At 50.5% G+C, this 25,499-nt stretch carries 18 protein-coding genes and 1 tRNA gene; 11 read left to right on the plus strand and 8 right to left on the minus strand.

Annotation, left to right across the window (positions count from 1 at the left end; all coding sequences use genetic code 11):
* From B036_RS34475 to B036_RS0120605, 3 genes are all read left to right on the plus strand, one after another.
* Positions 1–234: transposase domain-containing protein (locus tag B036_RS34475; RefSeq protein WP_020570628.1), on the plus strand; the 234-nt coding region annotated here is incomplete at its 5' end.
* 110 nt (positions 235–344) lie between these two features.
* Positions 345–542, plus strand: coding sequence for a hypothetical protein (locus B036_RS0120600; RefSeq protein WP_020570629.1), 198 nt, complete (start codon positions 345–347; stop codon positions 540–542).
* Positions 543–834: 292 nt separating this feature from the next.
* Positions 835–1,674 carry a hypothetical protein gene (locus B036_RS0120605; protein WP_020570630.1) on the plus strand — a complete coding sequence of 280 codons (840 nt, stop codon included), beginning with the start codon at positions 835–837 and terminating at the stop codon, positions 1,672–1,674.
* Between the two features lie 45 nt (positions 1,675–1,719).
* Here B036_RS0120605 and B036_RS0120610 read toward each other — a convergent pair whose 3' ends face one another.
* The 6 genes from B036_RS0120610 to B036_RS0120635 form a co-directional block, all read right to left on the minus strand.
* Complete coding sequence (locus B036_RS0120610; protein ID WP_020570631.1) at positions 1,720–2,862, minus strand: site-specific integrase; 1,143 nt, start codon at positions 2,860–2,862, stop codon at positions 1,720–1,722.
* A gap of 170 nt (positions 2,863–3,032) precedes the next feature.
* Positions 3,033–3,106 (minus strand) — tRNA-Asp (locus B036_RS0120615).
* 243 nt (positions 3,107–3,349) lie between these two features.
* The gene (locus B036_RS0120620; RefSeq protein ID WP_020570632.1) at positions 3,350–5,869 is read right to left on the minus strand and encodes an HYR domain-containing protein; all 2,520 of its coding nucleotides are present in this window, start codon (positions 5,867–5,869) and stop codon (positions 3,350–3,352) included.
* Positions 5,870–6,315: 446 nt separating this feature from the next.
* The gene (locus B036_RS32410) at positions 6,316–7,188 is read right to left on the minus strand and encodes an energy transducer TonB (RefSeq protein ID WP_020570633.1); all 873 of its coding nucleotides are present in this window, start codon (positions 7,186–7,188) and stop codon (positions 6,316–6,318) included.
* A gap of 199 nt (positions 7,189–7,387) precedes the next feature.
* The gene (locus B036_RS0120630) at positions 7,388–7,720 is read right to left on the minus strand and encodes a thioredoxin family protein (protein ID WP_020570634.1); all 333 of its coding nucleotides are present in this window, start codon (positions 7,718–7,720) and stop codon (positions 7,388–7,390) included.
* A 148-nt stretch (positions 7,721–7,868) separates the two neighbouring features.
* A complete protein-coding gene (locus tag B036_RS0120635; protein WP_020570635.1) occupies positions 7,869–8,585 on the minus strand; it encodes a hypothetical protein in 717 nt (238 codons plus the stop codon).
* 116 nt (positions 8,586–8,701) lie between these two features.
* On the opposite strand from B036_RS0120635, the gene B036_RS32415 reads away from it, so the two are divergent.
* Positions 8,702–9,724 carry a helix-turn-helix domain-containing protein gene (locus B036_RS32415; RefSeq protein ID WP_020570636.1) on the plus strand — a complete coding sequence of 341 codons (1,023 nt, stop codon included), beginning with the start codon at positions 8,702–8,704 and terminating at the stop codon, positions 9,722–9,724.
* A 223-nt stretch (positions 9,725–9,947) separates the two neighbouring features.
* Here the strand turns inward: B036_RS32415 and B036_RS30330 are convergent, their stop codons facing one another.
* Both B036_RS30330 and B036_RS32420 read right to left on the minus strand, forming a co-directional pair.
* The gene (locus B036_RS30330) at positions 9,948–10,274 is read right to left on the minus strand and encodes a hypothetical protein (RefSeq protein ID WP_026232182.1); all 327 of its coding nucleotides are present in this window, start codon (positions 10,272–10,274) and stop codon (positions 9,948–9,950) included.
* A gap of 80 nt (positions 10,275–10,354) precedes the next feature.
* A complete protein-coding gene (locus B036_RS32420; protein ID WP_157472273.1) occupies positions 10,355–13,174 on the minus strand; it encodes a sigma 54-interacting transcriptional regulator in 2,820 nt (939 codons plus the stop codon).
* Positions 13,175–13,797: 623 nt separating this feature from the next.
* Between B036_RS32420 and B036_RS30340 the strand changes: the two genes are divergently transcribed.
* The 7 genes from B036_RS30340 (at position 13,798) to B036_RS0120690 (ending at position 25,490) form a co-directional block, all read left to right on the plus strand.
* Positions 13,798–15,012 carry a M14 family zinc carboxypeptidase gene (locus tag B036_RS30340; protein ID WP_020570640.1) on the plus strand — a complete coding sequence of 405 codons (1,215 nt, stop codon included), beginning with the start codon at positions 13,798–13,800 and terminating at the stop codon, positions 15,010–15,012.
* A gap of 215 nt (positions 15,013–15,227) precedes the next feature.
* Entirely contained in the window at positions 15,228–16,859 is a 1,632-nt protein-coding gene (gene pruA / locus B036_RS0120665; RefSeq protein ID WP_020570641.1) for an L-glutamate gamma-semialdehyde dehydrogenase, read from the plus strand.
* Positions 16,860–17,125: 266 nt separating this feature from the next.
* Positions 17,126–17,386: a DUF4212 domain-containing protein gene (locus B036_RS0120670; RefSeq protein WP_020570642.1), complete on the plus strand. Its 261-nt coding sequence runs from the start codon at positions 17,126–17,128 to the stop codon at positions 17,384–17,386.
* 201 nt (positions 17,387–17,587) lie between these two features.
* Positions 17,588–19,384: a sodium:solute symporter family protein gene (locus B036_RS0120675; protein WP_020570643.1), complete on the plus strand. Its 1,797-nt coding sequence runs from the start codon at positions 17,588–17,590 to the stop codon at positions 19,382–19,384.
* Positions 19,385–19,525: 141 nt separating this feature from the next.
* Positions 19,526–20,533 carry a hypothetical protein gene (locus B036_RS0120680; RefSeq protein ID WP_044103353.1) on the plus strand — a complete coding sequence of 336 codons (1,008 nt, stop codon included), beginning with the start codon at positions 19,526–19,528 and terminating at the stop codon, positions 20,531–20,533.
* 213 nt (positions 20,534–20,746) lie between these two features.
* A complete protein-coding gene (locus B036_RS0120685; RefSeq protein ID WP_083926273.1) occupies positions 20,747–22,030 on the plus strand; it encodes a glycoside hydrolase family 2 TIM barrel-domain containing protein in 1,284 nt (427 codons plus the stop codon).
* A gap of 325 nt (positions 22,031–22,355) precedes the next feature.
* Positions 22,356–25,490: a glycoside hydrolase family 2 TIM barrel-domain containing protein gene (locus B036_RS0120690; RefSeq protein WP_020570646.1), complete on the plus strand. Its 3,135-nt coding sequence runs from the start codon at positions 22,356–22,358 to the stop codon at positions 25,488–25,490.
* The last annotated feature ends 9 nt before the right edge of the window (positions 25,491–25,499 follow it).

Below are 25,499 nucleotides of genomic sequence, written 5' to 3' on the forward strand. Positions count from 1 at the left end.
AACTCCATCCGGCCGCTGGCCCTGGGCCGGAAGAATTATTTATTTGCCGGATCCCATAAGGGCGCTCAACGGGCGGCGATGATGTACAGCTTTTTCGCCAGTTGCAAATATGCTGGCGTTAATCCTTGGGAATGGCTGGCTGACGTCTTAGGCAGGATCGGTGCTCATCCGGTTAATCGGTTGGAGGAGTTGTTGCCGGAGCGGTGGGCGGAAAAACAAGGCGGCGGCCTGTAGTTGCTCGGACGGTTACCAGCCTGGTAGACTACAACATCCGCGAAGCAAAGGGCATCTACCTCGATATCCGGATGATCGGCGGTATGTCTGGCAACGTAGCAGCGTAGGCTATGACGACCGAAGAACGGCAAGCAGCGATTGAGGTGGCCACTGAGCACCTCGACAGCATCGAAATCTATGTGGGCATGATCCGTCAACATTTGGATCCAATCGATCGGTACCTCACGCAGGCCCAGGAAGAACTCCGGGAACTGCAGTCAGCAGGTACCAGCTCAGAAGCGATCCCGCACCACGTCAAGGATAAGTGATTCCCTAAAGAAGTTAGCAACCCGTTTTTACCGAAGCGTTCGTGCCTATTTGGTGCGGGCGCTTTTTTGATTGGGTGGTATATCAAATGCAAAACTGAGTCAACTATCTTCAATTTTTTTTCCACTAAAAACGCGTATGTTTGGGAGAATAGATAGTTGCTATTTGCGCAAGTTGGTGGGTGTTGTGAAATTGCGCTCAATAACAATAAATAGCCACATGTCCATTCAATCGTAGCCCTTATTAACCACGACCTTCACTATAGGTCAAGCCCTCATTAAATACACATTCGATATGCTTCCAGATTATTCATTTGTTTTCAACTATTTTCAAAACAAGCTCCGCGATCTTAAGGACGAACACATGTTAAGCACCTTAAGCAACAACCCATGCTCCATAAAGACTAAGGATGACATTAAGAATTTTGTCAAAAAAATAGCAGAGGATCTATTCGAAGAGGAGGATTACTATTTCATCGAAAACGAAAACTCAGTAAATAGATTAGACTTTAATTATTGCGGCCAAGACATGTTTCTAGAGATAGATGAGAGATTCAATCACATCGAACTAGATTTCCATCAAACAATAAAGTTCATGGCATCCCTCTCAAATAAAATGCTTGCATCAGTAAACCCAACAGGGACAAATGTTGCAGGAGATATTGAAGACATGAGAGATGCCTGGTTTAAAGGTCTGCCAATTCATATTCCAGAAGTCAACTTTAGACATAGACATATGTCTGGTAGGTTTTTCAAGGAAGATGAACTCAAATCATTTTTCATCGTCGAAGGCAAAACATCACTATTTGATTATGAAAATGATTTAATCTTAGGAATTAATAAGTTTTTAGAAGAAAAAGGTTCTACTATCAGATATTCACCTGATCAAATTAAGGCTTATCAGGAAAATCATAAAGTGATTGGTGCCTTTCTAAATGGAGACTATTGCAAAACTATAAGAATAGAAGAACAAAGGATGATAGTCGGGAATGGGTTTGAAAATCAAATATTCCTGACTAGATACCTCGATAGAAATCCCAAAACCCGGGTTTTATTTAAAAAAGAAAATGACGATACTGGAATAGAAGTCAATTCCTTCGTTGAGTTTATTCACACTTTAGGTAAGAATACCTAAAAAACGCGTGCTTCCCCTACAGCTGGTATCGACTTTCCGCTCTCACTATTGAAAGAAAGCCCTATCAGCACTCATCTGCGCCAGCGAAATCCCCCCAGCCAGTATGTAACTCTTAAAAGTAGCCTCCCGCTTCCAGCCCCCCGCCTGCATGATCTCCGGCACCGGCATCCCGTCCAGAAGCATATTGGTAGCCGCGCTGCGCCGGGCCGTGTGCGTGGTCAACAGTGCCGACTTAGCCAGGTAGGGCTCACCGGGCGTGGCCTGATTAGCCACCAGGCCGGCCATGCTGGCAATGATCTTCAGTTTGCGGTTGGCTTCCTGGTTGGTGTCTCCAGAAAGATCGTAATCATGCTTTTTAAGGATGGCCATTGCTGCCGGCTTGATCGGGATGATGCTGATCGTACCCGTTTTCTCCGCAACGTTCCGGTAAAAGGACTTATCCCCGTGCTGTAGGACGTTGCTGCGGTGGATGGCGATACTGTCCCCGAATCTCAGCACCAGGTAATAAGAGATAAGGAAGCGATCGCGTTCTTTCTGCAGGTCTGGCCGGCTGGACAGATTAACGCTCTCCAGCTGCTTAATTTCCTCACGACTCAGGTAGATCTTATCCGTCGGGCGGATCCTTTCGGCGATAAAGCCTTTCGCCTTGAAACTGGTATTCGTATGCAGCTCCCGATCGAGGCCAATCCGCATAAACATCTTCAGGTGTTTGATGTGCTTGCCGGCACCGGCGCGGCCGCAGCCGTTGTCCTGGAGGTAAGCAATGAAGTTTCGGTAAAACTCCATGTTGACTTCCGTAAAAGAAATATCTTCCTTTCCCAGGTATGCGGCAAAAGCACGTAACCGTTTCAGATGGCTCCGGTATTGTTTCCAGGTGCTCTCCCCTACCGGCTGCTTACCGGCTTCGCATTCTTCCAGGTAGATCTCCACGAGCTGGAGCAGCGAGTTAGTAACACCCATCAGGCCTCCCAGGGCTTCGTTCTCCAGGCGGGTTAATATGGCATTGATCCGCTTGGCCAGTGGCGCGGTCGGCTTCAGCCGGCCCAGGTCATTGTCCCAATCACCAGGACGTGCATGGTGTGGCGTAGCAGCATAATTCTTGTCGCCTTCGTGGTAGGTGTAAATTTTGATGTTGCAGGTACCGTTCTTACGTGGACGGTGCGTCCAAAGCTTTGCGCGGGCGGTCATGGTCAGAAAAGATTTTTGAGGTCAGAAATATGTCTGAATCTAGCCCCAAAATATTTCATTTAACCACGATAAAAAACAAACCGTTTGTTTTATTGTAAAGAAAAAACACCCGCAAGCCCAATAGAACCGTATAAAACGCAAAAAGCCGCTCCAAAATGGAACGGCTTAAGCGGTCTGGACGGGACTCGAACCCGCGACCTCCGCCGTGACAGGGCGGCATTCTAACCAACTGAACTACCAGACCAGTAGTCTCAAACACCCAGAAAATCACTGCATTTCAGTGACCGTATTTCCAAATGCTGTGCAAATATAGAGGCATTCGGAGCACCCTTGCAAGCCTTAGGCAAAGAAAGAACCTCTTTTTTTTACGCTGCGGGGTTTAGTACGCTGAAAACCAGCAAAAAAGGAGGCAAAAAAAGTTTCAAAAAATATGAAAAAGAAGCCCCGACAGCGGGCTTGCTGCTGGGGCTTCTGGTTCAGGTTCTGCCTACTTCATCAAAACCAACCGCTGCGTATAAACGCTGCCTTCCACCCGCATGCGGGCGAAGTACATACCCGCAGGCACTGCAGACTGCTGCGCGTCCCAGTACCAGGAGTAAGTATTGTTGCCAGTGGGGCTGATCACATCACTGGTGATGACCCGACCGGAAAGGTCGAGGATCTCGACGCCGACACGGGTATTGACGGGCAGTTCGAAAGAAATCGTCGTACCAGCCGTGAAGGGGTTCGGCGTGGCCCGGACAGCGCTGAAGTCAGACGCATCCTGACTGGTTACGCTGGTGGGGAAACAGCCCGGGGGGGTAATCACCGTGAGCACCTGGGTACAAGTACTCGTGAGGCCGGCAGCGTCGGTCGCTGTCCAGACAATGTTTAATCCGTCGCTAATTCGGCGGGCGGTACCGCCCTCAAGCGTGGCAGTATTGGTCCCATTATTAAAAAGGGTCGCGGTACCGCAGTTGTCTGTAGCGACAGGATCAAAGGAAGCATCTGGGAAAATAAACGTGCAATCAGTTGCGGAGTCAACCTGCACCGTAATGTCCCTACAGGTAATCACGGGTGGCGTAATGTCATTGACGGTCACGTTAAACGTACACATGGAGCTCTTGCCCGACTCATCCGTAGCAGTTACCGTCACCGGCGTTTCGCCGACGGAGAAGGTGGAGCCGCTGTCCTGAGAGTAGGTGATCGTAACGGTGCTGGAACAATCATCCGTAGCTGATGCCTCGAAGGTAGCTACGCCCGAACAGTTGTCGTCTGCGTCGATCATGATGGGGTCCGGGCAAGAAACAACCGGAGCTTCCGTATCCTGGCAGACGATGGTGCCCGCAGAGAAAGAAACGTTATCAATGAACACCCTTTCGGTACCTGCATCAAAATCAGCCTGGAAGATCAGTTGAATAGGCTCGGTATAAGTTCCGGTGATGGTGTAATTAACGGTAGTCCATACCCCGGTCACCAAACCAGGTAGCCCGTTAGAGCCGTCACCAGCTGTCGAAAATATCTGTTCCAGCGGGGTAAACCCACGGGCTATGCCCGCTGCAAAGGCATCAGCTCCGGTACCTGATGCTTCGTAGGTGGTTGAATTAACAAAATAATCGAAGGAAACCACCACGTTAGTTAGCCCGGTAATGTCTACAGGCGTCAGGAAAACAACTACGGTACCGTCAGTATCCTCCAGTACCAAACCCTGATTACCGTCAGGGAAAGCAGCATCGCTATCGTTACTGACCCCTACAGCATCACCATCCGTCAGGCCGGCTTCGCCGCTTGTGCCCGTTCGGGTAGGAATAAATTGCGTGGTAAAACCAAGTTCCTGTGCCTTAAAAGAATGCGCTACCGCAGGCTGTCCCTGGTTGTTTATTAGTTCATGGATGGCTGCAGGATCTCCCGTATCAAAATAATCACCTGAAGAACCCAACGGCTCTTCAAAGCTGGTTCCCGGCGTGGCGTCAGGTATACAGTCTCCCGCAGCGTTCGTGGTTAGCGTCAGCGCAACCAGGTCGCCTGCAGTAGCACAGTCCCCTTCCCCACGCACGTAATAAGTAGCTCCTGAAACGGCACCATCAAAAAAGTCGTAGGAACTACCGGAAGTAGCCGCTATCTGGTTCGTACCCGCCGCATCGTCGTAGATGACCCACTGGGTAGCATTGTTTAGGTTTCCAGCAAAAGTCAGGCGAAAAGGAACACCCGGGCAGACACTTGCCGGGAACTGCCCAACGGTTGGGGCAGATGGCTCCACGCACATTGGCCAACCTGCTGTTACAGTCCCGGAAGAGAAGGAGATATTATCGATGGCCATTTCTTCGGACGCTGAGTTAGTATCGAATTCTACCACCAATTGCATCGTCTGGCCCGCCATGGCCGATAGATCGGCAGTAAGCGTTTGCCACATCTCGCTGTTTTCCATCGCATCATTAGCGGCAGTCAGGAGCGTAACCCTTGTGCCATCCGCCATATTGACCAGATAGATCTCTACCCGGTCATCCGCTCCGTCACTGTTTTCGTAGCTGGTATTGTGGATGATGTAGTCGATGGAAAACATTGTAGTAGCCTCCACTACCACCGGGTTGAACCGCAGGCTTGTCAGTCCGTCCGGGTCGTCCAGAATATAGACATTATTGTTGCCGCCAGTAGGTGGGTTAGCCACAAAATCGATGGCCAGGGTGCCCATGTCATTGTCCGGAGCACTGGGGACCGTTACGTCAATGGCGCCAAACAGTTCACCATCCGTAAGGCCAAGGCTTGGCATACGGGTTGGCGTGAAAACAACCTGGTAGCCCAGGGCAGAACCTGACGTAGCCGCATTAGGCGCCGTTTGCGGAGCCATATTATTGACTAATATATGCTGAACAGATCCCGATCCGCCATCTACATAGCTGGTGGTACCGATGGTGCTGGTGGAGAAATCCTGAGAGGCTTGTCCCATTGCAACGCCTGAGATGGCCATAAAAACCAAAGAGAACAGGCAGCATACTGTAGTCCGGAAATAAGTGTAAGTGTTTTTCATACCGAGTATAGAAGGGTGAAAACATCCTGTACGGGCAGCGCAAAAGAAGGAGAAACCTATGGGTTAGTGGTGGCCCACCGGTAAACTATTGCTCAAAACCCGATTGTTTTGGTGTAGAATGCCTTTAAAATTATTTACCCCTACAAGGTAACTCTAGCGGGAAAGACTTCAAAACCAATGTTCTCAACTGCAGCCGTTTTACTGGTGATCAGGCATTGAAACGGGGGGATTCCTCGGGAAAAACAGGTATTTTTACTTAGGGGTCGCTGTGCTCAGGTTGCAGGTTGCAAGTTGCAGGTTGCTGCGCTCCGTTGCAGGGGTTACCAGGTCGCTGTTGTTTTTATTTTATTCGAACGAAGTGAACTGCAACGTGCGGTAGCTGCAACGCACCGAAGGTGCTCTGCAACGGGAGCGCAAGCGACCTCTGCAACGGGAGCGAAGCGACCCTACTGCAGCGAAAACTTAACCGGCAGGTTATATCGTACCCGAACCGGCAGCCCACCCTGAATGCCGGGCTTAAAGCGGGCATCCTCCTTATTGATGGCGTTTACTGCTTTCAGGGCGGCTGCGGTACAGCCGCCGGCCACTTCCCTGGCCGCGGCAACGTCGGAAATGGAGCCGTCCTTTTCTACGGTAAACGAAACCACTACGGTGCCTTGGATACCGTTTTCGCGGGCCAGCGCCGGGTAATTTACGCGGGATTGAACGAAGGAGAGCAAGGCACGGTCAGAGCAGGTTTTCCGCTGATCGCCTTGCAGGTCGAAACATTCCTTACCGAAGACTGGCATGCGTTCGGCAAAGATGAGGGGCCCATCGTCGATAACGGGTTTCGGGGGCGGCGGTGGTGGTGGAGGGGGCGGGGTCGCAGGTGCAACGGGCGTTGGAGGTGCAAGGTTGGCAATGATCGGATCATCTGGCTCAATGTCCCGGGTTTGGAAAACTTCCGGTTCGATCTCCGGCTCGTCCACCGCCTCAATTACGGGTGGCGGTGGAGGCGGCGGCGGTGGCGGTTCGTGGAGAGTTATCGGGATGTCAACTTCGAATATATCGTCCTCTTCGACGATGTAGCCTAAGATCGCTCCTTCCGGAGTAAATTCCGTCCAGTTGATCGCCAGGATGCTGGCCATGATGGCCACACAAAGGGACAAACGGTGCAAAGGCCGGGTAAAACTGAAGGCAGCATGTTTTACCCGCTTGCCGTTCGTGATGGTCTCCGCACGGAGTCGGTTCCGGAGCGTAAGAATGGTCAGGCCGACCAGCAGGCACAGGCCGCCCAGCCCCAGCAGCACCGCAGTGCCGCTGAAAGTAAATATCAGCATAAAAGTAAAGGTTGTGGGAAGGCTGATTGATCAGCTTCCCGGTGGATAAGACCTCCGGCCGGTAGGTATATCCATTAGATGTAAACCGATAATGATTTGGTGGGTGGGCGTTCTTTTACCTTTGCTCCGTTGCCCTTTCCTTTGCACCTGCGACCGCGCCACATTCTATTCTGACCAGTTTTATTGCGCCTGCTGAAAATCAGAGATAGGGCTTCATCCTTTCCTCAATCTTCCTGCGGGGTATCACCCCACTGATGTGATCAACCACCTCCCGGTCTTTAAGAAAGATGGTGGAGGGGATCGCTGCGACCCCCAGATCAAGGCTCAAGTCTTGTTGTTGTTCGATGTCAACCCAGTGGACTTCAACGTCGGGATAATTATGCTGAACACGGTCCATAAACCCACGCAATATCTCCACGCTGCCCGCCCATTCCGCGAAGAATACGACAATAATCAAGTGGTCATCACTACTGTCTAACCAGGTAGTCAGTAGGTTACTTTTCTTGGAGTTGGGGTCAGACGAATGGTTCAAAATTCAATTGGAAAGGCTAAAAATAATGTATTCACGTTGGTGCAACGGAAGCCGAATCCCCAATGTTTAGCCTTACAGAAGAAATTTCAATCGTTATTTTTTCTTAGCCATAAAAACTCAATAGCTTATGATCAGGCTGGCGCCAGGGCTATCTTCCAATTGAACTTGATTGATGCTCAGGATCTTGCCCTAAAGTACCAGGGGTGTCACTGTCCTGGCTACCCGCTGAGCGAATCGTTGCCTCCATCGGAAACGACCTGGTTGGGCGTCCGGAAGGCACCTCTGATGGTTGCGGTACATTTTCCATAATATGAGCGGTGCCGCTCATTTTTACACCGTCAGGCTTTCGTGCGCGTCCCCTTCGAATAGCCCCTTCCAATATTTTACGGTCCGCTGCCAACTGGAGGTTAAATGTTGGCATTGATTTCTGGAGCACTTCTTCCAAAAGAAAGCACTTCTGCTGGAATTCGGTTTGGTACAAAGCCGCCGCTCCATGTTTCATTACCGCGGTGTCAGCAACACTGTATTCCTGTGACGCGTCAAGGAGGAAAACCAGTGGAGAGTGCGTATGAAGGTCCTTAATGTAGAATAGCAGGTCGATGTCCGTGAAGGAAGGCTGACCAAATCCCACCAGGATCAGGTTGTAATTCATCCACTTCAATCTAATCTCAAGTTTTTTCCTGCTATCGGCCCTGGTGATTATGCAGTTTGGTGCCCAGGTAAGACACTGATGCTTAAACAACTGAAAGTTGGCATCATCCTCTTCAAAGATGAGGACGTTAATTACTTTTCTCATGTAACTGTTTAAAACAGCGGCCTTAATGATTGAAATGCCGCTGACCGTTGAAAGTTGATGACTTTGCAACGAAAGGTAGATATGGACATTGAAGATAAGGTAACGAATACCTTACCCCCTTAATACTTTGTATGAAAATGCGCATGCGGGGCAATCAGAAACCGGACATAGACTAAGTTTGCCGAATGCAATCAGTCAAACTAGTTCCCCTTAAGAAATCGGGGGCTACTGGAATTATCCAACAACTTGCGAAGGAATTCGAACTTCCGACCCAAGTTGATTGCCTAAGGCATGAGGTCGTTTTACCGGATAGCTTTGCTACCGAAGGACGGTTTGTAGCTTACGAAGTAGACAAGAGCCTGGATGCATTGATCATTACGGGCAAATTCCCTAAGCCTATTGAGTTGTTACTTCAGGGGGAATTTCCTCCGCCCATTGCGTTTTATACCGTTGGCAAAGGTACCCTCAAGGTCAGTTCCAAAAGAACCTCCTTTGAAGTAAAGCCGCTACAAGGATCAATTCACGGTGGGAACATCAGCACCGCTGAAACCATCAGTATTCCCGGAAACGAAGACTTTCTGGCGATGATCATTTACCTGCACCGTGACCAGTTTTTCAACAACCTCGATTGCGAGCAAGTGAATCTTCCTTCGGAGCTTCACGAAGTTGTGGCTGGTTTAGCAGACGTAGATTCAGATTTCCTTTTTCAGGAAATTTTTCACCTGCCGGCAGTGAATGCCGTCACCGATATCCTGCTTCAGGAAAATACCGGAATGCTCAATTCTACCTTCGCCACGGCAAAAATCCATGAGACGCTGTTTTTACACCTCAATGAATATAAAAAGTCAGAAGCGAATAATAATAGCCGGTTCTATCGTCGTGAGGAACAGTTAAAAAGTATTCAGGATGCGGAAAGCATTCTGACCAGCAGCCTGCAGGAGCCCCCGACTATCCCGGAGTTGGCCCGTATGGTAGGCATTAACCAGCAAAGCCTGAAACAAGGGTTCCGCCAGGTTTACGGAGACAGCATCAATAAATACCTCACCGATAAGCGGTTGGAACAGGCAGGGATATTGATGCGCAGCGGAGAGATGCCCATAAATGAGGTTGCCAGTATCATAGGGTACAATAGCGCTGGATATTTTTCTAAACGATTTAAGAAAAAATACGGCGTTTCTCCCAAAGAATTTCGACAAGGGAAGCTTTAGCGTATGCCCATACTACTGGATATTTTTCGAAATTGAGGGGAGGACGCTCGCAGGACCTCATCAATTTTCGCCTCCGGCTCAATCAATGAGGACGCTACGAGGTCTAGTATCGGGCGACCAGGACCTTGTAGCGTCTCGTAACCAAAGCGGAGCGGAGGATTTTCGAGTCCTGCAAGCGTTCTGTTCGGGAAGATGTCCAGTAGTGTAGCGCATACCTCAATCATTACACGTATTTGCCCAGCGCCCGCAATAGTTTCGTTGTGCCGGTTTCGGGGCCAATGAACTCAAGTAGTTCATGATTTTTGAACATCAAAACAGATACCTCCTCCTTTACGCCCATTTTGGCAGCGAGTTTATAATTTTCGTTAATCGGCCTGAAGTCGGTTTGGAATTCTACCTGTAGCATATGCAACCGTTCCAGCACTTTACGGACTTCAACCAATTGATTTAAATCCTCAACATACCAAACCACAAACAAAAATTTTCTTTCGCTAATTCGGAGCCACTCTTTGAGAACAGCATCTTCGGGAGTTAGTATATTATCAGACACACACGGTACTTTTTTTGACAGTTTCGCCACACTACAGGTGGAACGGAGTCAAAAACGTGATGTTCATAAACCATTGACAATTAATTAATAAGGTATTCTACTTTCCTGATGTCCAGCTTCCTCATCTTCGAAACAAGTGTCCGGTCGTTAAGTCCCAGCAAAACTCCGGCCCCATGAGGGCCGGTGACCCGACCATCCGTTTTCCGGAGTGCTTTTATGATGTGTTGGCGTTGAGCCTCTTCGAAGGAAAGAAAAGCCTTCTTACCCGTCTCCATCCACTTATTGTTGGCTTCAAGAGGAATACTCAGCACTTCTGTCTGATTCAAGACGACGGCTCGTTCAATCAGGTTTTCCAGTTCTCTGATGTTACCAGGGAAGGAGTACCGTTTGAGGGCTTTAAGGTCCTGGCTATTAATCTTAGTGATATTCTTACGCTGCCTGCGGGCAAACTTGTGCGTAAAATGATCGACCAGAACCGGAATATCTTCCGGACGCTCCCGAAGCGGGAGGTTCACTATGGGAAAAACGTTTAACCGATAGTAAAGATCTGCCCGGAACGTTCCTTTCTGAACCATTTTCTGCAGGTTCCGGTTGGTAGCTGCAATTAGCCTGACGTCAACATTGATCGTTTCCGTCCCACCCAGGCGCTCGAATTCATCTTCCTGGAGAACCCGCAAAAGTTTAGATTGCAGTTCCAGCGGTAATTCTCCGACTTCATCGAGGAAAAGAGTGCCTTTGTGCGCCATTTCAAATCGCCCGCGCTTACGGGCATAAGCTCCGGTAAAGGCTCCTTTTTCGTGGCCGAACAATTCGCTTTCTATCAAATTTTCGGGTAAAGCTGCACAGTTGACTTTTATTAACGGCTCATCCGCACGCTCGCTAAGCTGGTGGATCGCCTGGGCCAGAAGTTCCTTACCCGTGCCTGTTTCACCCGTAATCAGTACGGTAGTGTCCACATCAGCTACCTGACCAACTTGTTTAAGCACTTTTTGGTACTTGGGGCTTACGGTAATAATGTTGTTGATATTGTAGTTGATACTAACCTGCTCGCGCAGAGAAGTATTTTCTTCTTTCAGGCGGCTGGACAATTGACTGATTTCCAGGTTAGCGGCTTCCAATTCATCTTTCCGATCGGCGATTGCGGTGATGTCTCTTCCCGTGATCATGTAGAAATGCTCGCGGCCCTGGCTAACTTTTATAATATTGAGGTTAAGCCAGTGCTCCGTGTTATCTGGTGCCGTTACCCGAACATCCATAACGCCTTCTTCTTCAATAACTTTACGGTCAAGCTGCGGCAAAAGCTTTCCGTACGATTTCCCTTTAACATCGATGCCCTTTTGGCCCACAAGTTCCAGTAAGGTGCTATTTACGTAATGTACCTTAAATGCTGCATCCAGCCAGAGCACACAGTCTACTGACATATCGAGCGCTTCCCTTGAAAGCAATAGCTGGAGGTCCCGTTTTTTCTTTTTGGTCAGATCCCGGAGGTAAACGCAAGTAAACTCTTCGCCTTCAAACGATAGATATTCTGTTCTGGAGGCCACCATGACCTGCTCTCCGGTGCTGGTCACCAATGCAACTTCATTTTCCAGCGCTTCCCCGCTTCTCAACCTTGCCCACACTTTTTTTCGGTAGTCCCCCGTAAGGTGTGGAAAGAAAACCTTAGCGTCGGCATCGATAACTTCCGTAGCCGGATATCCCGTACGCTCAAGAAAAGTAGTATTTGCGAAATGGATGTGCCCGTTGGATCGCGTCCAAATGATCATATCCCGCGAGTTATCTACGGTAAACTCGGTCAATAACTGCCGCCTTTCCTCCTGCAGTACCCCCGTTACGTTCCGGCAAAAGCCACAGGAAAATTCCTCCTCCCCAAACCGCAGGTAATTGACACTGGCATCGATTTCAACGATGCTTCCATCTTTAGCTTCCAGTTTCCAAAGAGAACGGTCGAATTTTTCTTTACGGAGCAGGCGCCACCAGGCGTCTTTGACTTCTTCGGTGAAATTAGAGTTAAAAACCTGTGCGGGCTTACCTACAATCTCCTCCCGGGAGAAGCCGAGTACATCTAAGACCATCTGGTTGGCATAGGATACTGTTCCGTCCGGACGGGTCCAGAAGATGAGTTCCTGGGCCTGGTCGATGGAGAAGGCGGCGAGTTCTCCGGAAACAGCGTCCTGATCATCGGTCCCGATCACATCGTTCTGCTGCCTGATCATCCCGAAAAGCCGGGTTACGTGCAGGTCGTTCCCGGTTGAATGTGCAAAGAAACGAAGGTTTTGTGATCCGTTATCGTCTTCAAAATGGATCAGTTCGTTGAAACTATTTTGCTCTGCAAGTAACCATTTTATTTTTTTACGCAGCCGTTTCCAATCCGAAGGAAGTAGTTTTTCCTCCAAGAATCTGGTAATTTCTAAAGCTCCCCCACCCTCATGTAAATTGGTGATTTTGCGAAGATGAGGGGAGAGGTAAAGTTGGTCGTCGACCCGGTTGTAGGTCCAGAATCCAACTTCCCCTTTTTTGCTAAGCAGTTCGAGGTCGGCTTCATCGATCACCCTGTCCAGTTGGTCCTTGAGGTTGAGGAGAAAAACATCCGTTCCCGCCTGGGTGATTTCAACTTTTACCGGCCGAAGTAATTCGTCAGCAGTAAGAATATCAGTGTGATAGCGCAACAGGCCGTCAGCCAGCAATTTTTGCACCTCTTTTCTCCAGCCAATCAGGGTCAATTGGCCATCGAGGCCGGCCCAGTACTGGCCGATTACTTCTTCGTGTGAAAGTTTGAACAGCCTGGCTGCTGCCAGGTTAAGCGCCAATACCTTGCTACTTGACGCTATAAGCATAAAGGGTTCAGCCAGCTGGCCGAACGTGGCATCAAAATCAAAGGGGATGGCGGTTTTGTCCACGATAGCTGTTAAATAGATGTGCTGTTGAGGAAGGTACAACAATAGTACCAAAATAATTTGGGAACTTAACTAGTAGCCCCAAGACTTAAGAAATATGCCTGGCCCATCGATTTGTCAAATTCATTGGCCAGCAGAACCTCATGATTTTTTCGTATTGATGGTAAGGATTCTGTAAAAATCTCCTGACGGGAGCCACCTTCGTGGCTACCGTTCAGGAGTCCCATACCTGCCTCTCAGCAAAGTTTTGCAAAGGTGCCTTACCAGGGTCAGAGAAGTCCGTTTATTCTGAAACATTACTAGCACTATCGGAAACAAAGAGCTGAAGGTGTTCATTCTTTGCTCCCACATCCGACTTTTGCACCTGCGACCGCGCCTTATAGTAGTGAAGGAAAGAATTGGTGAATGGTGGAATAGCTGCCGCACTCGTGGTCACTTCGTTCGTTCAATAACCAACAAATTATTTAACTACCCGTAGTCCTCCAGCGTAGCGTCGCGAACGGAACTTGCGGCAGCTATTCTCTTATTCTCTCATTCCCTATTCACTTTCGGGCGCGGCCGCAGGTGCAAAAAAGGTTAACACAGCAAAGTACCAACCTTCCCTCATTCTGCGTTATCTTTCGCACATGAAGTGGTTCTTTCTAATCCTGATCCTTGCCCCTTTTTGGGGAACGGCGCAGCCCGCAGCACCAGCAAACTACGGTCAGGCCGTAGTCACCACCAAGTTGGTCCCGGAGGACGCCTATCCAAGTTACCCCGATTACGTTGGGATGATGCACCAACTGGCAGATCAATATCCCGACCGCTGTGTGCTCGAAAATTGGGGGGATCTTCCCTCCGGTCGGCAAATATTAGCCCTTCGGATTACGGACAATGTTCCTACTGCCACTGGTCGGCCACAAGTACTGTTTACCGCAGCCATGCACGGTGATGAAACTGCTGGCTACTGGCTGCTGCTCCGCCTTGCGGAGCACCTGCTAACCGAAGAAACCACTGGTCTGCTGGCCCACGTCGAAGTTTTCATCAACCCAATGGCTAATCCTGATGGTGCCTTCCGACGGAGCGATAGCTCGCTCGATGGGGCCACCCGCGGCAACGCCGCCGGCGTTGACCTTAACCGCAACTACCCGGATCCCGACGATGGTCCTCACCCCGACGGGTTCGACTACCAACCAGAAACCAATATTTTCATCAAAGCAGCCCGGGAACATAGTTTTGACCTCTCCCTGAACCTCCACGGTGGTGCCGAAGTATTCAATTACCCCTGGGATACCTACCGCAACCGGCACCCGGACACGGAGTGGTGGCGACGCATCAGCCGGGACTTTGCCAGCAGAGCTCAAACCGCCAGCTTACGGGACAACTACTTCCAGGATCGCCATAACGGCATCACCAATGGTCATGACTGGTACCCCATCTCGGGCTCCCGACAAGACTACATGAATTACTACCATCGCTGCCGGGAAGCTACCCTGGAAGTGAGTAACCGCAAGCAATTTCCTGCCGCCCGGCTACCCGAGCTATGGCGCTTCGTTAGCCCAGCTATCATGGGGTACCTCAGCGAAGCACGTTATGGCTTGCACGGTTTCGCCCGTGACCGGGACTCCGGTCGGCCAATCGGTGCCCAGGTTTCCGTGCCCGGCCACGACAAAGACAATTCCGATATTTTTGCCTCCTCTAATTACGGGAACTTCCACCGGTACCTCGCCGAAGGTGAATACCAGATCCTCTTCTCCGCCCCCGGCTATGTGCCGCAGTGGCGCAACGTCGCCATTAAGGACGGGAAGCGAACCGATATTATGGTTGAGATGGAACGGTTAGAGGTTTCACGGAAACGGTAGGCTTCAGGCAAGAAAATTGCCGCAGGCAAGAAAGCCATGTTTTTCCGGCATTGTTTCAAAAAGAATACCCAATACGAACAGAGTGAACGGCCTCGCGCGGTAGCTGCAACCTGCAACGCGCCGGAGGCGCACTGCAACGGGAGCGTAAGCGACCTCTGCTACACGAACGAAGTGAGTCTAAACGCGTTACCTTCGCACCAACCAAATAAAATACCATGTCGAACGCCATTTTCAACATCGCCGTGCCCTATAACGAGCCGGTGATGAACTACGCTCCGGGCAGCCCGGAAAAAAAGGCCCTGCTTTCCGCACTCCACGCCGCCAAATCAAAACAGATAGAATTGCCTGCCTACATAAACGGCAAAAAGGTACTGGAAGGCGAGAAGGTCAGCGTCCACCCACCCCACGAACATGGGCACACCCTTGGTCATTTCTACCGGGGGACCAAAGAGCATGTTCACCAGGCCATTGACGCAGCCCTTGCCGCAAAGGAAAGCTGGGCGGCTACACCGTGGCACGAACGTGCCGCCGTATTCTTGCGGGCAGCGGACCTGCTTGCCGGCCCCTACCGGGCACGCATGAACGCCGCCACCATGCTGGCACAGAGCAAAAATGCTTACCAGGCAGAGATCGATGCCGTCGCTGAAATGTGCGACTTCTTCCGCTTCAATGCCTATTTCCTGCAGGAAATTTACCGGGAGCAACCACTCATCAGCCCGAAGACCATCTGGAACAAACTGGAGTATCGTCCGCTGGAAGGATTCGTCCTTGCCATTACGCCGTTCAACTTTACCAGTATCGCGGCAAACCTTTGTGCCGCGCCCGCGCTTTGCGGAAACACGGTGGTGTGGAAGCCTTCGGAAACGCAGATTTACAGTGCGGTGGTGATCATGGACCTCTTTGAAGAAGCCGGACTACCTCCCGGCGTCATCAACCTTATATATACCGACGGTCCGGAAGTAGGTGACATTGTGTTTAAGCACCGCGAATTTGCGGGGCTTCACTTCACCGGAAGTACCAAGGTATTCCAGCACCTCTGGAAAGAGATCGGGATGAACATCGACAAATACCGCAGCTACCCCCGCGTAGTCGGTGAAACTGGTGGTAAGGACTTCATCATCGCTCATGCCGATGCGGACCCCGTGCAAGTGGCCGTAGCTTGCCTGCGCGGATCGTTTGAGTTTCAGGGCCAGAAGTGTTCGGCGTCCAGCCGGGCATACATCGCTTCCAGCCTCTGGCCAGCCGTAAAGGAACGTTTAATAGACGATCTGAAAACTGTAACAATGGGCTCAGTGGAAGACTTTGGTAACTTCGTTAATGCCGTTATCGATGAGCGTTCCTTCGACAAAATCGCCGCCTACATTGACGGGGAGAAGAAGAACCCTAAGGCGGAAATCATCTCCGGCGGCAACTACGACAAATCTGAGGGCTACTTCATTGAGCCTACGGTCATCGTTACCACGGACCCCAAATCGACCACCATGTGTGAGGAGATCTTCGGCCCGGTACTGACCATTTACGTTTACGAAGACGACCAGTGGGAAGAAACACTTAAGTTGGTGGACAGCACCAGCCCATACGCCCTCACCGGTGCGGTATTTGCTACCGACCGCAATCTGATCGACCAGGCAACAAAGGCACTGGCCAATGCAGCCGGCAACTTCTACGTTAACGATAAGCCAACTGGTGCAGTCGTGGGTCAGCAGCCATTTGGCGGCGCTCGTGGCTCCGGGACCAACGATAAGGCCGGCTCTGCCCTGAACCTGACCCGCTGGATCTCTCCTCGTTTAATCAAGGAGAACTTCAATGCGCCGGTGGATTACCGGTACCCTTTCCTGGGGGAGTGAATTGGCGAGTTGGTGAGTCACTGAGTTGCTACCGCTGGTTCCGTTCGCGGCGCTTCGCTTGCTCACCTTTGAAGGGAAAGGGGAAAAGAAGAAAAGGGAGTAAGGCTTTGGGGCCTTGCTCCTTTTTCTATTGGGATTATTCCCCGGTACTTGTACCGGTAAGTAACTCCCTTGAAATTCCGGCACAAGTGCCGGGGAACAAAGCCCATTGCACCAAAACTCCCATTCATTAATTATTTCCGATCTTCCCCGCAAAGTCGAAAAGTATGAAGAAAGATCAAAAGCAAAGAACCGCCTACTGGCGGGAGAATCTCCGTTACCTCATCCTGCTACTGATCGTTTGGTTCGTCGTCAGCTTTGGCTGCGGCATTCTTTTTGTGGACCAGCTCAACAACTACTACGTCGGCGGTGCGAAGATGGGCTTTTGGTTTGCTCAGCAGGGATCGATCTACGTTTTTGTGATCTTGATTTTTATTTACGTTTGGCTGATGAATCGGTTGGATAAGAAATACCATTTTGAGGAGTGAGAGAGCGAGTCACTGAAGGAGAGAGTCACTGAGTTGCTTCCGCGCATATCACTCATTTCGCTGCGCTCATTCGCCTTAGGTGAGCAAGCGAAGCGCAGCGAATGGTAATTGCGGCAGCAACTCAGCGACTCACCAACTCAACGACTCACTCCCTGCCTCATGCGGTAGCAACTCAGCGACTCAATAACTCACCAACTCACTATGACAGTACAAACCTGGACTTTCCTAATAGTAGGCCTGACTTTCGCCCTCTACATCGCCATCGCCATCTGGGCCCGGGCAGGCTCTACCCACGAGTTCTATACCGCCGGAGGCGGCGTCCACCCACTGGCCAACGGCATGGCCACGGCAGCTGACTGGATGAGTGCAGCCTCGTTTATCTCCATGGCTGGCATCATCAGCTTTGCTGGATACGACGGATCAGTTTACCTTATGGGCTGGACCGGAGGGTACGTCTTACTGGCCCTGTTGCTGGCGCCGTATTTGCGGAAGTTCGGAAAGTTTACGGTACCCGATTTCATCGGTGACCGCTACTACAGTAATACGGCCAGAACAGTGGCCGTGATTTGTGCCATTGTGGTGAGTTTCACTTACGTAGCCGGGCAAATGCGGGGTGTGGGATTGGTCTTTAGCCGGTTTTTGGAAGTCGACATCAACATGGGGGTCTACATCGGTACCGCCATTGTTTTCTTTTATGCCATCATTGGTGGAATGAAGGGCATCACTTACACCCAGGTGGCGCAATATTGTGTCCTGATCTTTGCCTTCATGGTGCCCGCCATTTTCATTTCGTTAAACATGACCGGCAACGTGATTCCTCAACTTGGTTTCATTAGTGACGTGAATGACGGCAGCGGAATGTCCCTGCTCGGAAAGCTGGACGGATTACACCGGGACCTGGGTTTTGCGGAGTATACTGACGGCAGCAAATCGATGATTGATGTATTTGCCATCACCTTCGCTTTGATGGTCGGTACTGCGGGTTTACCCCACGTTATCGTTCGCTTCTTTACGGTACCAAAAGTGAAGGATGCACGCATTTCTGCCGGCTGGGCCCTGTTATTCATCGCCATCCTGTACACCACCGCGCCGGCCATTGCGGCCTTTGCCCGAACCAATCTGATCGATACGATGCAGGGCAAGGAATACACTGCCATGCCAGAGTGGTTCAAGAAATGGGAGGACACCGGCCTGATTGCCTGGACGGACAAAAATGGCGACGGGGCCATCAATTATGCGCCAGGGGCCGCTGTAGAAGGAAAGCCCGTTTTAGCAACAACAGCGGACGGAGAACTTCAACGGGGGCAATTCGGGCAGGTGATCTTTGCCAATGCGCCTACCACAACGACGAACGAAGTCTACATTGACAACGATATTATGGTACTGGCCAATCCCGAAATTGCCGGTTTACCTAATTGGGTGATTGCTTTGGTCGCAGCCGGTGGGCTGGCCGCCGCCTTGAGCACCGCTGCCGGGTTGTTACTGGTCATTTCCACGGCAGTGAGCCGGGACCTGATGAAGATGCAGATCAAGCCTAACATGAGTGAAAAAGAGGAACTCTGGTGGGCCAGGGGCGGGGCCGCAGGTGCAGTGATCGTAGCTGCTTACTTCGGTGTTAACCCGCCGGGCTTTGTTGCGGCGACAGTTGCGCTGGCCTTCGGGTTGGCAGCAGCAAGTTTCTTCCCCGCCATTACCCTGGGCATCTTTGATAAGCGAATGAACCGGGAAGGGGCGATTTCCGGAATGGTGGTCGGTATCCTACTCATGTTCGGGTATATGGCGGTGTACAAACTGGGCTGGTTTATGGACGAAGTGCCACCAAAGTCAAGCTGGTGGTTTGGCATCTCTCCGGAAGGTTTTGGTTCGGTGGCCATGGTCGTCAACCTGGTCGTTTCCATTGTGGTGAGCCGGATGACACCAGCGCCGCCGCAGGCGGTGCAGGACATTGTTGAGGACATCCGAATTCCACAGGGGGCTGGGGAGGCACATGATCATTGAGGAAGCGAATTGATCAAAACGTGTTTTTAATGGCGGGCAGGGCTTATCAACTGCTACATTTTACACTGATTAACCTCAGTAGACGCCGTACAAATAGCACTATATTGCATTCCCCCTTCTTAGTATCATTAAAGCTCAGTCATGAAATGCCTCTTAGCCCTTATCCTATTTACCCTCTCCAATATTTGTCTGGCTCAAACACCTGAAATTTTGTGGACAGGCACCACCACCGTTGATATCGCGACCGGCCACAAGCCATTAGCGGACCAACGCATCAAGTGGGTAGCTTATCGCTCCCCGCAAACCAACCAGGCCAAAGTAACCGATGTAGAGGATAATTCGATCGGGATGCTGTTGTTCCTCGCATTTCAGGAGGGCAGACTTCCTGGCTTCAGAGACAAGGAGCTGCAAGAACGACTTACGGTACAATCTCTCAACGAATCTGTTGAGGCAGACACCATTATTCTCGTAGATCCTGTATCGAATGAAACGAACATCCGCTTGATTCATCCCGAGATTAACCCAGCCAATTTTGAAAACCTTCGGTTTTACTTGCGGTTAACCTTCCTCTCTGACGGATCCCTCCAGCAACAGCTGACGGCAGTGGCGATTATCGGAAATATATTCACTGATTCCGAGTATGTCATATATTTTTCACCCGAGACCCTTCCAGGAGCCATTGACTTTACCGAATCCGGCTGGAATGCCGTTATTCGCACTTCGGTGGAAATTCCTTTCACCGACCTACGCCCTACCGCAAGCAATCAAGTATCCCTCTTCGAAACAATTTCGGAGATCAATGGTCTTCTACTCCGTACAAACGGCCAGGATTTCAGTAACATAATGGATTGGGGACAAATTTCAGAGATAGACATTCAATCAATCCAGGGTGGAACTGATACCATCCCGACCATAGACCCCGTTACTTACGCCATCAATTACGAAATGATCACACGAGAGCCTTTACTTGAAGCAACCGATGTGCTTCGGTTGTATCATTATTGGGCCTGGAACGACGGAGCTGTCCGACTGGTATTTAGCCCCATTGGTTACGCGCCTGTTACTACTGAAAGGAACGAGGAAGGGATAGGACTTTACAGGAGGCCGATAATTAACTGGGCTGCGCCTTGGTATCGGGGCATAAAATAGTGGACTGATTCTTAAATTTCCTGATTCCTGCCGTACGAACGGGGCTTGCCACCGTCCGTATCGGCGCCCTGAAAACGTATTATTCGTTCGCTAAGCGAACGGCAAATGCCACCTCACCTGCGGGGACAAGCCCCGCCCCTGTTAGACTACCCCTTGATTAACGGAATTTCTGAATCAATCCATTAGTAGCATTACCCATCAAATTTCAATCATATGAAAACTATATTACTATCCTTATTCAGTCTTTTACTATTCGCGAGTTGTACCGCCCAAACCAACAAGGTTATGGTAAAGGAAGAGGCCGGCGACTTGAAACTGACCGTCAACGGAAAGGACTTCATGATCAACGGGATGAACTGGGATTATTTCCCGATCGGCACAAATTACGAATACAGCCTGTGGGCGCAGCCTGAAGACCTAATCATTGCGGCGTTGGACGAAGAGATGGGCCTGCTGAAAAACATGGGGGTAAATGCTGTTCGTCAATACACCGGGGTTCCGGCCAAGTGGATCACCTACATTTATGAGAAGCATGGCATTTACACCATGCTCAATCATTCGTTTGGCCGCTACGGGCTAACGCTCGACGGTGCCTGGGTGGCAAATACTGAATATGCAGATCCCCGTACCCGAAAAATCCTGATGGAGGAAGTACAGATGCTCGCTCGCGACTACCAGAACACACCAGGCTTACTGATGTATTTGCTGGGCAATGAGAACAACTATGGCTTGTCGTGGGAAGGTGCTGAAACGGAGGACATTCCTGTGGAAGACCAAAAGACGACCATCCGGGCAAAGGCCATGTACAAGCTTTTCAATGAAGCTGCGGTAGCAATGAAGGGCATTGACCAATCTCACCCAGTAGCAATTTGTAACGGAGATTTGGCTTACCTCGACCTTATTGTCACGGAGTGCCCGGACGTAGACATCCTCGGTACCAACATGTATCGTGGTGCATCTTTCGGAGATGCCTTTGAACGGGTAAAAAAGGAATATGGGAAGCCGCTGATGTTTACGGAGTTTGGGGCTGATGCTTTTAACGTCAAAACACAAAGTGAAGACCAGTTGTCTCAGGCTTATTACATGGTGGAAAACTGGCGGGAGATCTACGCCAATGCCGCCGGAATGGGTAAAGCCGGGAATTCTTTGGGTGGGTTTACCTTCCAGTTCAGTGATGGCTGGTGGAAATTTGGCCAAACCTACAGCCTTGACGTACACGACAATAATGCCTCCTGGGGCAACGGAGGTTACGATCGTGACTTTACCAAGGGCACCAATAATATGAACGAGGAGTGGTTTGGTATTGCAGGCAAGGGGCCAACCAATGAAAAAGGATTGTACAAACTGTCTCCAAGGGCAGCTTACTTTGCTCTTCAGGAAGCGCATCAGTTTGATCCATTTAGTAAGGGTGCTTCACCTCAAAAACTGGAACACCATTTTGATGGCATCCAGCTAAAGAATGCTGTAATGAAAGCAAGTGGAGACAAAAGAGAGTAATCAGGGATGAACCCTTTCTTTGCTTTTCAGGTCCTGTCTCTGCACCTGCGTCCGCGCCCACCCCTGAAGCGGGACTAAGGAAGTGTGCTCTGCGGATTCGATACAATCAACTTCAATCAGACCATAATTCCAGCATAAATTTTACTTCCCGGCTACAAACATATTTTCGTTTACCATGTATCATAATTAGTTTTGTGTCTCAACGCTGTTCATCGATAGTACGTAGACGTATAATCGATAGCAATTGATAACATTCAACCGGTCTTGCAATTATTCTTTGTGAATCCTGATTTTTCTCAGGTCACCCATTATACAAGTCGATCATATGAAATCCTTACTACTATCACTGCTTTGTACCTTTTCGTTTGCGATTTTGTCCGCCCAGGCCGCCCAGGTTTCGGTAGAAGAGAGCGGAGGCGACATGAAACTTACCGTAAACGGAAAAGATTTCATGATAAATGGAATGAACTGGGATTATTTCCCCATCGGCACTACTGTCTCCTACAGCTTATGGCAGCAACCGGATGACATCATCCGGGCGGCGCTGGACGAAGAGATGTCCTTACTGAAAAATATGGGGGTCAATGCTGTCCGTATGTACACGGGAGTCCAGGCTAAGTGGATTACCTACATCTACGAGAAGTACGGTATTTATACGATGCTTAACCACTCCTTCGGGAGATACGGCCTGACTATCGATGGTGGTTGGATGCCGAATACGGAGTATTCTGACCCGAGGGTAGATGCTTATTTAATGAAAGAGGCCACAGATTTGGCCCGTAGTTATAAGGATACGCCAGGGCTGTTGATGTACCTGCTGGGTAACGAAAACAACTATGGCCTCTCCTGGGGAGGAGCGGAAACTGAGGACATACCACTGGAGGACCGCAAGACATTCATCCGTGCCCGGGCCATGTATAAGTTGTTTAATAAAGCGACCAAAGCGATGAAAGCCATTGACAAGTCGCATCCCGTAGCGATGTGTAATGGTGACCTCCTTTACCTTGATATTGTGGTTGAAGAGTGCCCGGATGTAGACATCTACGGCACAAATATGTACCGGGGTGTTTCGTTCGGTGACGCATTTGACCGCGTTAGAAACGAGTACGGCAAGCCGTTCATGTTTACAGAGTTCGGCGCTGATGCCTTTAACGCCCTTTCCAACCGTGAGGACCAGGTTAACCAGGCCTACTACATGGTGAACAACTGGGAAGAGATTTACGCGAATGCTGCGGGCATGGGAAAGGCGGGTAACTCCATTGGTGGTTTCACCTTCCAATTCAGTGACGGTTGGTGGAAATATGGCCAGACGGATGAACTGGACGTACACAACAATACGGCCTCCTGGGGTAGTGGCGGTTATACGCATGATTTCGTTGAGGGCGAAAACAACATGAACGAAGAGTGGTTTGGCATTATGGCCAAAGGGCCCACGAACGAAAGAGGCTTATACAGCCTCTACCCCCGCGCGGCTTACTACGCGCTACAGGAAGCGCACCGGTATGACCCATACGCTGCGGGTGCCAGCCAGCAAACCCTGGAAAGTTACTTCGACGGTATCCAACTAATGGACGCTGCGCTGAAAGCACGCGGCGACAAGGCCGCGCTGGAGAGTGCCACGGCTGGTAAGATTCAACTGAGTCGCCTAAGCGCAGAGCTGACAACCTTTAATACCGGCGGTAGTCTGGTGGCAACGCCAGAAGACGATAATCCGCTCGACAACAGCTTCCCGAACCAGCAGGGTTTTGACCACATGCAGTCCTTCTTTGTGGGGGTATCGGCCAATCCGAATCCCAGTCTGCGGGCTAACGTGGAATTTAACATTCTGGGTAACGTTGCCCAGAACCCGATCAACGAAGTATTCTACGAGAACCGGGGCCGGCCGATCACCTTTAATACAACGAACGGACCGGTGACCCAGGCGGACGCTAACCGGGTAGCGGTTTACCGGGCCGAAGTTGACTGGAACCACGACAAGTTCGACATGAAGGCCTTTTACCGGACGGGGCACTATCACTGGCAATACGAAGGTGACTTTTTTGGCTTGTACCCCGAGGCCAACTATGGTCCGAACATCGATATTTACAACGGTAACGCTCCTTTAGGTGTAGAATTCGAAGGCAAGAAAGAACTCGAGGGTTTAAGCCTTGCGATGGGCCCAGAACTTTGGTGGGGAGCCAACCCCGCAGTACTGGTAAAATACCAGCGGGAACTGATGGGAATGGAAGTAACCGGTCTTTTCCATGAAGACCTGGAAGAGCGGGGGCAAACGGAAAGTTCCTTCGCGATTCCGCAGCCGCGCACGCGGCGGGCGACGTTTCAAATAGAAAAAAAAATGGGGTCTTTTGGCCTTCAGCTTGGTGGTATGTGGGGCGGATCTCCGCTGAACGGCAGAGAATTCCAACTTACCGGAGGGGAAGACGGGGACAACACCGTTTATAAAGACGAGGTTAAATCCTCCGACAACTGGGGCGGCAAGATCAAAATGACCTTCTCTAAGGGGCCAATTAACTGGTACGGACAGGCGGCAGCCATGGGCTTAGTGGCCAATGGCGGAGCAGACGCCACGCTTACCTTCACCGGATGGAAACTAAAGGACAGTGGCAGCGGTAACCAGTATAACTTCCTCACAGGTTTCACCTACCTGGTCGGGGATTTACAGATCGCTCCCAACTTCCTGTGGCAGCGTCCGATCGAAGGTCCGATACCGGGCGACGTAAACGCCCCTGGCCGTCCCCGTAATATTCTTACCGATCCTTTCTCCGTTCGTGCAAACCGGGAAACCGTTGCCGGTGAGATCCTCTTTACGTTTGACCCCACCCCAGCCACCTTTATGTACCAGTGGGACAACGACCGGGCAGAAGACGCCAAATTCGCTATGAATGCCGGCTTCGTATTCCGTCACCTCCCCACCACGCAGGACGCTGCCATTGGTATTTTACCAGATGGGCGGACTTTCTTCCCCTTCCCGGGCGCAGCACCCGCAGCCGATCTTTGGGAGGCGCACGCCAGAATTGTATCGAAGCAAAGCCCTGAACTTGGCATTATCGCAAACATTTACACGGGTACCGCCCAGGCTAACGGCAGCGATGCCCGTAAGATTCAGCGCTTTGGTACCGACCTGCGCATGATCTACAAGCGTATGAAACTGGTCTCGGCGATCAAACTGAACGATTGGGGGCCCTTTGACTACCACCGTGACTTTAACCTAACCTTCCCAACCCAACTATCCCTGGACCTCTCCACTACCCTGGGCACACCACAATGGTTCAATTTACCAGAAACCAAGATCGGCCTGATGGGTATTTTCCGAACGCTTGATCAGTTCTCCCCGCGTTATTGCCCTTCGCGGACAACCATGGCGGACGGAAGCATAATGTGTAACCCTACAGCCATTGGATTTGACGACGGCAACGAGTGGGAAATACGCACTTACCTCCACGTCAACATCTTCAAGTAACCCAGGAAA

The organism is Neolewinella persica DSM 23188, assembly GCF_000373105.1.
Classification (GTDB): domain Bacteria; phylum Bacteroidota; class Bacteroidia; order Chitinophagales; family Saprospiraceae; genus Neolewinella; species Neolewinella persica.